Genomic DNA, 10,880 nt, shown 5'->3' with positions numbered 1-10,880 from the left:
CCCGACCCCTCCCGGCCCCGCTACCTGGTCACCGAACCGGGTCGCGGATACCGGTTCGAGCCGCAGGGCTGACCGGCGTCGGCGGACCGCGAGCGGCGTCGTCGCGCTGCCCCTGCGCGAACGCCTACCGGGTTCAGAAGTCGGGGTCGTGGTCGTAGCGGCTGGGTGGTTCTCCCTCGAGTCGGCGGGTGCGGCGGGCGAGGTGCTCGGCGGTGGCTTTGGCCGCGCGCGTGATACGGCCGTCGCGGGTGCGGCGGGGTGCCCAGTCCTCGCGGGCCGTGCGGGCGCCGGGATCGGACCAATCGCCCGGTCCGTGTTCGGGTCGCCGGGCAGCGGGGAGGGGGCGCACGACGCGGCTCTCGACCAGGTGGCGGGTGCCGGTGGGGTCGGTGATGAGGAAGCGGCCGGGTTCCGGTTGCTCGTAGGTCCAGCCGCCCTCGTGCTTGGCACGGTGGTCGTGGCGGCAGAGGACGTCGAGGCCGTCGGCCTGGGTGCGGCCGCGGTGGACCCAGGCCAGGGTGTGGTCGACGTCGCACGCCTCGGCGGGTCGAGTGCAGGTGAGGGCGATGCAGGTCTGGTCGCGCGCGCGGACGTAGTCGGCGAGCCGGGTGCTGGGGAACCGACGGTCGCGCTCGCAGGTGGTGGAGGCGGGATGGTCGTCGGGCGCGGCGGCCATGGACCGCCCGAGGGCGGTGACGAGCTTCGTCAGCCAGGTGGTCATCGCGGCGTCGAGCAGCGCCGGACCGGCGCCTCGGAGTGGGTCGGGCCCCGTGTCGCTGGTCGGGTCGAGCCCGGCGGGGTCGAGGGCGTGCACGAGCCCCGCCGGGGCGGTGACCTGGACCGTCTGGCGGTGGAAGCGTGGGTCGTGGATGGCGTCGGGTGGAGCGCGCAGGGTCAGCAGGTGCTGGAGGTGGCCGTGGTCGTCATGGACGAGGACCTGCCAGGCGGCTGCGCCCCGGGTCCGGGCGGCGGCGCGGGCGACGTCGGCGGGAACGGGACCGATGCCGGGCAGGAAGCCCGCGGCGTCGTCGAGACCGAGCAGGGTCGACAGGGGTAGCCGTAGCCCGATCCCGGGCGGGAACGCCACGGACCGTTCGCGAGGCCCGCTGGTGGGGCCGTCGGTGATCGAGTCGTCCGGCGAACCGCCGACCTCGGGCTCGGGAGCCGCCTCGTCGGGTGCGACCTCGTCGGGCGCCGCGGGGGCCGGGCCGCCGGCGTCGGGCCGGGGCCGAGGACCGACCGGGCCCTGGCGGCCACCGCCTCCGTCTCCGCCATCGTCGTCGCGGTCGTCGGGCGACTCTGTTCCGCCGCCGTCTGCTCCTCGCTCGTCGTCGTCGCTTGCTGAGCCGCCCTGCGCCAGGGTGGCGAGCTCGGTGGTGATGGCCTCGATGACCGCGTCGTCGTCGGCGGCGCCCGCCTGGGTGCCGTCCATGAGCCGGATGAAGACCCGCGCCTCGATGAACCCGAGCGCGCGCTGGTGCCCACACGCGCGGAGGCGGGCGCGAATGGCCAGGGCCAGCGCGCGGAGGCGAAGCTTGGCGTCCTGGGCCAGGTTCGGGTCGAGATCACGCCCGCACAGGTCCACCGCGCCCGACGGTGCGGTCTCCGCACTGACCCTGGCGCGGGCAGTCGCCGCAGCCAGCCGCGCGGCGCCCCAGACGCGATCCACCGCGTAGGCGGCTTCGAGAATCCGCGCCCGCAGCTCGGACAGGCCCATCTCCGGGGTGTCGGGCAGCACCGTGTCGACGACCCGGCGGGCCTGTTCGTCGGACAGCCCCTCGAGCCCGGTGACGAACGCGGAGGCTTCCGCCGCCTCGAGGGTGCCGCGGCGCATGGCCTCGCCGAGGGCGGGCATCCGCTCGAGCACCCCGACCGCGAGGTGCAGACGAGAGGCCGCCATGGTCGTGGTCCACCCCAGCGACGCCGCGGCGATCTTCGGGGTGAACTCGTCGAGCTGCACCCGCACCGTGGTACCCGACCGCGCCGAACAGGCCTCGCGGACCGCGCGCAGCAGCATCCAGTCCTGGTGGTTCCGGGCCCGGAACGCCGCCCGCATCCACGCGGCGGCCTCCTCGCCGGGCAACGCCGACGGGTCCACCTCGTGGAGGGCAGCAGCGAGGGCGAGCCCGGGCGGCAGGGCGTCGAACCCACCCAGCACCGCCTCGTCCACCATCACTGCCATGACTCGAACACTAGTTCGAACCCCTGACAGTCACGGGCGGAATCACACACCGAGCGCTAAGCCGGACGAGTGAATCTGCAGCTCGCTACCCGACGACCCGCGCGAGCAGGAACCCGTCCCAGCCCTTGGCCCCGACGGTCTGCATCGCCGTGGCCTCCAGACGTGGCTCGGCCGCGATCAGCTCGGTGACCCGGCGAGATCCGGCGACGTTGGCCGAGTCATCGCCCGGATCGGCCACGGCTCCCTGCCGCACCACGTTGTCCACGACGATCACCGTGCCCGGCCGGGACAACGTCAGGGCCTCGCGTACGTAGGTCGCGTTGGAGGGCTTGTCCGCGTCGATGAAGACCAGGTCGAACGGGCCGCCCAGGCGCGGCATCGTCTCGGCCGCCGCCCCGACCATCACCTTCACCCGATCTGCGACGCCCGCGTCGTCGAACACCGCCCGCGCGACGTCGGCGTGGTGCGGGTCCACCTCGAGGGTCACCAGCGACCCCTCGTCGGGGAGCGCCCGGGCCATCACGGTCGCCGAGTAGCCGCCGAGCGTGCCGACCTCGAGCACCCGCCGGGCCCCGAGCATGCGGACGAGCAACGCGAGGAACCCGCCCTGCAACGGCGAGACGGCGATCTCCGGCAGCCCCTCGGCCCGTGCGCGCTCCAGCGCACGGGTCAGGACGTCGTCGCCGATCCCCAGCGTCGTCTCGAAGTACGCATCGACCTCGTTCGCCTCCGCCATGCGCTCCATCGTGCCCGCCGGAACGACGCCGGGCGGCACCTCCGGGGGATCACCCGAAAGGCCACCCGTCGATCCGCTTGGGCCGCGCCGGGGCGAACGTCCGGATCTTCGAGGTGCTCAGCCCGAGCCGCACCAGCGACTCCGCCACCGTGACCGCGGCGGGCACGCCGTCGACCACCGGAACGCCGGCCCGGTCCCGCACCGCGTCGGCGAGCCCGGCCATCCCGCCGCAGCCCAGGACGATCACCTCCGCCCCGTCGTCGGCCACCGCCGCGACCGCCTGCCCGGCGATCGCTGCCACGGCCCGCGACGGGTCCTGCTCCAGCTCGAGCACGCCGAGCCCCGACGCCCGGATCGAGGCACATCGCGCGGCGAGGCCGCCCAGCACCAGACGGTCCTCGATCAACGGCACCGTCCGGTCCAGTGAGGTCACCACGCTGTAGCGCCGCCCCAGGTACAGCGCCGTGGACGCGGCCGCGTCGGTGATGTCGACGACGGGCACCTCGAGCGCCTCCTGCAGCGCCTCACGCCCGTGCTCGCCGAACCCCGCCTGGACCACGGCGTCGTACGGATCGCCGTACCGCAGCACCGCGTCGAGGACGCCGAGGGCGGCGAGATGGCTCTCGACGTTGCCCTCGACCGACTCGGCCCCGAACCGCGGCGTCACCCCGACGATCTCCGTGCCCGGTGACGCGACGGCGGTCGCCCGGGCCGCGATCGCGTCGGTGACGGCCGCGCTGGTGTTGACGTTGACGACGAGGATCCGCACCGCGCCACCGTGCCGGGTGTGACGCCCGAGTGCTTGTGAGGATCGTGTGAACGATCCCGACGAAACGGTCCGTCACCGGATGGTGGCGCTTAGCGTCCTCCCGACGCCGAGCGCGGGAGGCCGACCATGACCGACCAGATCAGCGACGGGGCGAGCCCCCGCGGACCGGGGCTGACACCCGGCCACGACGACCTCGTCGAGGCCGCCGGGCACCCGGTCGGGGCCGGGGTCATCAAGCCCGGCTACGACCCGCGCCTCACCAACGAGGACCTGGCGCCCCTGCGGAACCAGACCTGGTCGTCGTACAACTTCTTCGCGTTCTGGATGTCCGATGTCCACTCCGTCGGCGGCTACCTCACGGCCGGGAGCCTGTTCGCCCTCGGCCTCGTCGCCTGGCAGGTGCTCGTCGCGCTGCTGATCGGGATCGGGATCGTCTACCTGCTCTGCAACCTTGTCGCCCGGCCCTCGCAGGCCACCGGCACGCCCTACCCCGTGGTGTGCCGCTCGGCGTTCGGGGTGCTCGGTGCGAACGTCCCGGCGATCATCCGCGGGCTCATCGCCGTCGCCTGGTACGGGATCCAGACCTACCTGGCCTCGGCCTCGCTCGTCGTCGTCGCGCTCAAGCTCTGGCCCGGTCTCGCGCCGTGGGCCGACGCGGACGTCCACGGATTCACCGGGCTCTCGGCCGTCGGCTGGGTGGCGTTCGCACTGATGTGGGTGCTGCAGGCGCTGGTGTTCTGGAAGGGCATGGAGGCGATCCGGCGGTTCGTCGACTTCTGCGGCCCGGCGGTCTACGTCGTGATGTTCCTGCTCGCCGGCTACCTGGTGTTCCAGGCGGGCTGGTCGAACATCGACCTCAACCTCTCCGACCACGTGATCACCGGCTGGGCGGTCGTTCCGGTGATGCTGACCGCGATCGCGCTGGTCGTCTCCTACTTCTCCGGGCCGATGCTCAACTACGGCGACTTCTCCCGGTACGGCAAGAGCTTCGCCACCGTGAAGCGCGGCAACTTCCTCGGCCTGCCCGTGAACTTCCTGGTCTTCGCGATCCTCGTGGTGCTGACGGCGGCCGCGACGAGGCCGGTGTTCGGCGAGCTGATCGACGACCCGGTGCAGACCGTCGCCCGCCTCGACTCGACGACCGCTGTCGTGCTCGGCGCCCTGACGTTCATGATCGCGACGATCGGCATCAACATCGTCGCGAACTTCGTCTCGCCCGCGTTCGACTTCTCGAACGTCAACCCGCAGAAGATCAGCTGGCGGATGGGCGGCATGATCGCGGCGGTCGGGTCGGTGCTGCTCACGCCCTGGAACCTCTACTCCAGCCCGGACGTCATCCACTACACGCTCGACACTCTCGGCGCGTTCATCGGACCGCTCTACGGCGTGCTCATCGCCGACTACTTCCTCGTGAAGAAGCAGAAGATCGACGTCGACGCGATGTACACGCTCTCGCCCACCGGGAAGTACTTCTTCCGCGGCGGCTACAACCCGGTCGCGATCGCGGCCACCGCCGTGGGCGCGGTGCTCGCCATGCTGCTGGTCCTCATGGGGTCGTCCGACGTGGCCTCGTTCTCGTGGTTCCTCGGGGCGGGCATCGCGTTCGTCCTGCACTGGATGCTCACCCGACGCACGGAACCCCCGCGCACGCCGAGGCGTGAGTCATCCGATGGCGGCCGGGTCCGGTGACGCCGCAGGTCTCACGACCTCGGTGAGCAGCCCGGTCGCCACGTCGTAGGACCAGCCCGACACCCGCACCCGAAGATCGATCGACGCGGACCGCCGGACCCGGTCGACGTCGGTGCGGACCGTCTCGCCGGGGTCGACGACAGCGAGGTCGCGCAGCGCGGCCTCATCGTAGGAGTGCCGGGACGCGAAGCCCCGGCGCAGCTCGTCGTCGGCGAACAGTCCTGCACCGCAGTCGGTGTGGTGGACGACGGCGAGGTCGAACCACCCGGCGTCCGGGGTCTTCTCGCGGTGGAGGTGGGTGATCCACGCGAGGTCCTGGAGGACGGCGGGGGTGACCCGTCCGCCCACGGTCCGCGCCACGATCGCGTCGCCGAGCTCCAGGCCGAGCAGCGGGTGCGGGTCGACCCGCGGGTCGATGCAGGTGACGACGTAGAGCTGCTGGTGCGGGAGGAACGGGATCGCCGGGACACGGTTCCTGGCGTCGGTGCGGGCGAAGTCCCGGTTGTGGCGGAGGAGGGCGTCGAAGTCGGCCATGACGAGGATCGTGCGCCCGGCGGACATGGGCGACGAGCGGCACGACGGCCCGGGACCGCAGGGTTCCTGCCAGCCCTCCTGGGTCAGCGGTGCGAGTCAGCGGTGCGCGGATCGGTAGGCGCTCGGTGTCGTGCCGGCGCGCCGGGCGAGATGGGTCCGCAGGGTCACCGCGGAGCCGAACCCGCACCGCCGGGCGATGTCGTCGACGGTCAGGCCCGTGGCCTCGAGCAGGCGCTGGGCCTCGAGGAGCCGCTGGTGGGCGAGCCACTGCATCGGCGTCAGGTGCATCTGCTCGCGGAAGCTGCGGGCGAACGTCCTCGGCGCCATGCCGGCGTGGCGGGCGAGGTGGTCGACCGTGAGCGGCCGGTGCATCTCGGCGACCGCCCAGTCGCAGGTGCGGCCGAGCCCGGCCGCGTCGTCGGGCAGAGGATGGCCGGAATACTGCGCCTGCCCACCGGGCCGGTGGGTCGCCACGACCATCCGGCGTGCGACGTCGGCGGCGGCCGCCGCTCCGTGGTCGCGGCGGTAGAGATGCAGGCAGAGGTCGATCCCCGCCGTGATCCCGGCGCTGGTGAGGATCGTGCCCTCGTCGACGTAGAGCACGTCGGGGTTCAGACGCACCCGCGGGAACCGGGCGCGGAACTCGTCGGCGTGCTGCCAGTGGGTCGTCGCGGTCCGGCCGTCCAGCAGGCCCGCGGCCGCCAGGGCGAACACCCCCACGCACACGGACGCGATCCGTGCGCCGCGGTCCGCGGCCGTGCGCAGCGCCGCGGACACCTCGGGATGCGGGGCGACGCGGGGCGCGAAGCCCGGCACGACGATCGTGTCCGCGTCCTGGAGCGCTTCCAGCCCTGCCCCGGCGTCGATCGCGAAACCCGTCGTCGACGCCACCGGGCCCGGCGCTTCGGCGCAGGTGGTGAAGCGGTAACGGCCGCGCTCGTCCTCGTGCCCGAAGATCTGCGCGACGATCGACAGGTCCACCGCGACGACGGCGGGCAGCGCGACGGCGACGACGTGGTGGAGGTCGTCGGCGGACGGGGTCACGCCCCCAGGCCTACCAGCGGCGTCACGCCGGCGTACGGATGATCACCTCGCGTGCGGCGGGTAGCGTCGGGGGCGTGAGTACGGCACTCGGATCCCCGACGCTCGAGGACACCTACGCGCAGGCCGTCCCGGACCTCGTCGTGCCCTGGGCGGCCGCGCCCGCCCGGGACCCGCAGGTGGTGGTCCTCGACGAGGAGCTCGCCGCGGAGCTCGGCCTCGATCCGGACGCGCTGCGCACGAGCGGGCTGCTCGTCGGGCAGGTCCCCGAGGGCGTGCGGACCGTCGCGCAGGGCTACGCGGGCCACCAGTTCGGGATGTACCAGCCGCGCCTCGGCGACGGGCGCGCGGTGCTGCTCGGCGAGCTCGTCGCCCCCGACGGGACGCGGCACGACCTGCACCTCAAGGGCTCCGGGCGCACCCCGTTCGCGCGCGGTGGCGACGGCCGGGCGGCGCTCGGGCCGATGCTGCGGGAGTACGCGATGGGCGCGGCGATGCACGCCCTCGGCGTCCCCACCAGCCGCGGCCTGGCCGTGAGCACGACCGGTGAGCAGGTCCCGCGTGACACCGGCCTGCTGCCCGGCGCGATCCTGGCGCGGGTCGCGTCGAGCCACCTGCGGGTCGGCACCTTCCAGTACGCGGCCCACCAGGACCCCAGCCCGGTCCGCGTGCTGGCCGACCACGCCATCGCCCGCCACTACCCGCACGCCGCCGAGTCCGACGAGCCCTACCTGGAGCTCTACCGCAGCGTCGTGGCGGCGCAGGCCTCGCTGGTCGCGCAGTGGATGCTCGTCGGGTTCGTGCACGGCGTGATGAACACCGACAACACGACGATCTCCGGCGAGACGATCGACTACGGGCCCTGCGCCTTCATCGACGGCTACGACCCGACGACGGTCTTCAGCTCCATCGACCACGCCGGCCGGTACGCGTTCGGCAACCAGCCGATGATCGTCCGCTGGAATCTCGCCCGGCTCGGTGAGTGCCTGCTGCCCCTGATCGACTCCGACAGCGACACCGCGATCGAGAAGGCGACCGCCGTCGTGCAGTCCTTCACCGAGACCTACGACGAGCACTTCGCCGCCGGCATGGCGGCCAAGATCGGTCTCGCCGAGCCGGACTACCCGCTGATCGCCGACCTGCTCACCCTGCTCGGCACCGAGCGGACCGACTGGACGACCTTCTTCCGCGGGCTCGGGAACGGCACGGCACGAGACCTGTTCGTCGACCGCGAGGCCGTCGACGCCTGGGTCGCCCGGCGCGACGCGCTCACCGACCCCGCGGCCGTCGCCGCGATGGACCGGGTCAACCCGGTCTACATCCCGCGCAACCACCTCGTCGACGCCGCCCTGGGCGCCGCCGAGGCCGGGGACCTCGCCCCGTTCCACGAGCTGCTCGACGTCGTGCGCCGCCCCTACGACGAACGTCCCGGCCTGGAGCGCTGGACCGAGCCCGGGACGGGGCCGTTCGTCACCTACTGCGGGACCTGACCGGACCCCGGGTGCCCACGGTCCGGAGCGTCACCGCACGGGCGGTCCTCGCCCCGCTCGACCCGCCGCTGCAGACGGCGAGCGGCGAGGTGCCGACCGCGCCGCTGGTCCTGATCGACGTCACCACCGACGACGGCGTCACCGGTCACGCCTACCTGTTCTGCTACACGCCACTGGTGCTGCCTGCCCTCGCGAGCCTGGTCTCCGAGTTCGGCGCGGCCCTCGTCGGGACCCCGGCCGCACCAGGTGCCGTCGAGGCCGATCTGCGCTCCCGGCTGCGCCTGCTGCGCCCGCAGGGGCTCGCGACGATGGCGATCTCCGGGATCGACATGGCGTGCTGGGACGTCCTCGCCCGCCGGTCCGGGCAGCCGCTGGTGCGCCTGCTCGGCGGTGAACCGCGACCGGTCCGCGCCTACGGCAGCCTGCGCCGGATGGCGCCCGACGAGGTGGCGGCGGAGGCCGCACAGCTCGCCCGGCTGGGGTTCGGTGCCTACAAGGTCAAGGTCGGTGCCGCCGGGCTCGCCCGGGACCGGGAGGTGATCCGGGCGCTGCGCGACGCCGTCGGGCCGGATGCCGACGTGGCGGTCGACTACAACCAGACGCTGCCCGTCCCCGAGGCGATCCGGCGCATCCACGCCCTGGCCGACGAGGACCTGCTCTGGGTGGAGGAACCGACGCGGGCCGACGACGCCGCCGGCCACGCCCGGATCCGGGCCTCGGTGTCGACCCCGATCCAGCTCGGCGAGAGCTGGTGGGGCGCCGACGAGATGACCGCGAGCATCACCGCCGGGGCGGGCGACCACGCGATGCTCGACGTCGCACGCATCGGGGGCGTCACCGGCTGGCTGCGGGCCGCACCGCTGGCCCACGCCGCCGGGCTGCCGCTGTCCAGCCACTTCTGGCCCGAGATCAGCGCCGCCCTGCTCACCGTGTCACCGGGCGCGTTCCTGCTGGAATACCTCGACGTCGCCGCGGGGGTGCTGGCCGAGCCGACCCGGATCGTCGACGGGGCGGTGGTGCTGCCCGACGAGCCCGGCAGCGGCGTCGCCTGGGACGAGGACGCCGTCGAGCGTCACCGGGCCTGACGCACCAGCACCACCCCGACGACCGCACTGAGCACACCCGCCGTCGCGAGGAGCGCGGGCAGGCCCAGGGCCGGCGTCAGGCTCCCGACGACGACCGGCGCGACGATCGCCCCGACCGCGCCCACCACCATCGTCGCGGTGAGCGCCCGTCCGGGGTCGGTGGGCGCGACGGCGGCGGTCCACACCGCGAGGGCCGCGGCGCCGACCATGTAGGCGGGCGCGAAGACCGCGGCGGCGAGCACGGCGAGCGCGGAGGAGCGGTCACCGACGGCGAAGAGCCCCAGCGCGACCCCGAGGAGGAGCAGACAGCCCGCCGCGACCCGTCCGGGACCGAACCGCAGGGCGAGGGCCCCGGTCGCCAGCGCGGTCAGCCCCAGCGCTCCGATGATCACGAAGAGCACCGGGCGGGCGTCGGCGGACAGGCCCGCCGCGCGGGCGACGTCGGCGGCGTAGGTGAACCCGAGCGCGGTCGCCGCCAGGTAGACGACCGCGTACACCGTCGGCGCGACGAGGGCGGCCCACGGCAGCCGACGGCGATCTCCGGCCCCGGCGCGCCGTGGCGGGTACGCGGGGACCCACCCCAGGTTGAGCAGCGCCGCCGTCACCGAGGCCAGCGCCGTCGCCGCCCACACCACCCGCCAGTGCTCGCCCGCGAGGACGGCCACCACCCCGGTGAGGATCAGACCGCCCGAGGTCCCGGTGCTGATCGCCGAGAGCAGGCCCGGTCGGGCGGCGGGCCGCGCGAGGGACTCGACGAGGTCGGAGTAGGGCGCCCAGACCCAGCCCGCGGCGCTCCCCGCGAGCACCGCGCCCGCCGCGAGGACGCCGGGGGAGCCGGCCAGCACCACGAGCAGAGCGCCGAGTGCCCCGCACACCCCGCCGACGGTCGTCGGCGCGCGCGGTCCGCGCCGCCCGGTGAGCAGCGGCGCCCCGACGATGCCGACGAGGAACCCGGCGAAGGTGCCTCCCGCGATCAGCCCGAGCAGCGGGTCGGACAGCCCGGTGGTCGAGAGCGAGGGGTCGTCGCGCAGCCCGGGCAGGGTGAGCCCGAAGGTGAAGCGCCCCATGCCGAAGGCCACGCCGACGACGGCGGCCCCCGCCACCCCGACCCGCCACTCCGCCGCCCGCACGGGCCCGATCATGGGCGCCGGGACCCTCGGCCGCTCGCTGCCGCCCGCCGGGTCGCAGGACCGGCACGATGTCGAAGCGCCGGCGTGCGGTCGTCCACCCGAACGGGGGGTGGCCGAACCCGATCGGGCGCCATGGGACACGATCTCCGCGTGGAACCGGACACCCGGAGCGGCGCGGACGAGGACATCGCGCCCACCGAGGCCCGGCCCGCCCCGGCCGAGGC

General features: G+C 74.0%; 9 protein-coding genes. 3 read left to right on the top strand and 6 right to left on the bottom strand.

What is annotated here, in order from left to right:
- Positions 1-133 precede the first annotated feature (133 nt).
- From VGI02_RS17315 to VGI02_RS17305, 3 genes are all read right to left on the bottom strand, one after another.
- Positions 134-2,182, bottom strand: coding sequence for an HNH endonuclease signature motif containing protein (locus tag VGI02_RS17315; RefSeq protein WP_331629053.1), 2,049 nt, complete (start codon positions 2,180-2,182; stop codon positions 134-136).
- 85 nt (positions 2,183-2,267) lie between these two features.
- Positions 2,268-2,918 carry an O-methyltransferase gene (locus VGI02_RS17310; RefSeq protein ID WP_331629051.1) on the bottom strand — a complete coding sequence of 217 codons (651 nt, stop codon included), beginning with the start codon at positions 2,916-2,918 and terminating at the stop codon, positions 2,268-2,270.
- 49 nt (positions 2,919-2,967) lie between these two features.
- Complete coding sequence (locus tag VGI02_RS17305; RefSeq protein WP_331629049.1) at positions 2,968-3,687, bottom strand: aspartate/glutamate racemase family protein; 720 nt, start codon at positions 3,685-3,687, stop codon at positions 2,968-2,970.
- A 126-nt stretch (positions 3,688-3,813) separates the two neighbouring features.
- Here VGI02_RS17305 and VGI02_RS17300 point away from each other — a divergent pair, with 126 nt between their 5' ends.
- Entirely contained in the window at positions 3,814-5,376 is a 1,563-nt protein-coding gene (locus VGI02_RS17300) for an NCS1 family nucleobase:cation symporter-1 (RefSeq protein ID WP_331629047.1), read from the top strand.
- Here VGI02_RS17300 and VGI02_RS17295 read toward each other — a convergent pair.
- Together VGI02_RS17295 and VGI02_RS17290 are read right to left on the bottom strand one after the other, a co-directional pair.
- The gene (locus tag VGI02_RS17295) at positions 5,350-5,910 is read right to left on the bottom strand and encodes a carbonic anhydrase (RefSeq protein WP_331629045.1); all 561 of its coding nucleotides are present in this window, start codon (positions 5,908-5,910) and stop codon (positions 5,350-5,352) included. The two genes, VGI02_RS17300 and VGI02_RS17295, sit on opposite strands and share 27 nt — an antisense overlap.
- A 96-nt stretch (positions 5,911-6,006) precedes the next feature.
- Positions 6,007-6,954, bottom strand: a complete 948-nt coding sequence (locus VGI02_RS17290; RefSeq protein WP_331629043.1) for a GlxA family transcriptional regulator — start codon at positions 6,952-6,954, stop codon at positions 6,007-6,009.
- A gap of 74 nt (positions 6,955-7,028) precedes the next feature.
- Here VGI02_RS17290 and VGI02_RS17285 point away from each other — a divergent pair, with 74 nt between their 5' ends.
- Both VGI02_RS17285 and VGI02_RS17280 read left to right on the top strand, forming a co-directional pair.
- The gene (locus VGI02_RS17285) at positions 7,029-8,441 is read left to right on the top strand and encodes a protein adenylyltransferase SelO (protein WP_331629041.1); all 1,413 of its coding nucleotides are present in this window, start codon (positions 7,029-7,031) and stop codon (positions 8,439-8,441) included.
- A gap of 11 nt (positions 8,442-8,452) precedes the next feature.
- Positions 8,453-9,526 carry an enolase C-terminal domain-like protein gene (locus VGI02_RS17280; protein WP_331629039.1) on the top strand — a complete coding sequence of 358 codons (1,074 nt, stop codon included), beginning with the start codon at positions 8,453-8,455 and terminating at the stop codon, positions 9,524-9,526.
- Here VGI02_RS17280 and VGI02_RS17275 read toward each other — a convergent pair.
- Complete coding sequence (locus VGI02_RS17275) at positions 9,514-10,656, bottom strand: MFS transporter (RefSeq protein ID WP_331629037.1); 1,143 nt, start codon at positions 10,654-10,656, stop codon at positions 9,514-9,516. The two genes, VGI02_RS17280 and VGI02_RS17275, sit on opposite strands and share 13 nt — an antisense overlap.
- Positions 10,657-10,880 lie beyond the last annotated feature (224 nt).

The organism is Actinomycetospora sp., assembly GCF_036497245.1.
Taxonomy (GTDB): Bacteria; Actinomycetota; Actinomycetes; order Mycobacteriales; family Pseudonocardiaceae; genus Actinomycetospora.
Note: the sequence above shows the minus strand (reverse complement) of the source record. Positions and strands in the feature narration are given on the sequence as shown.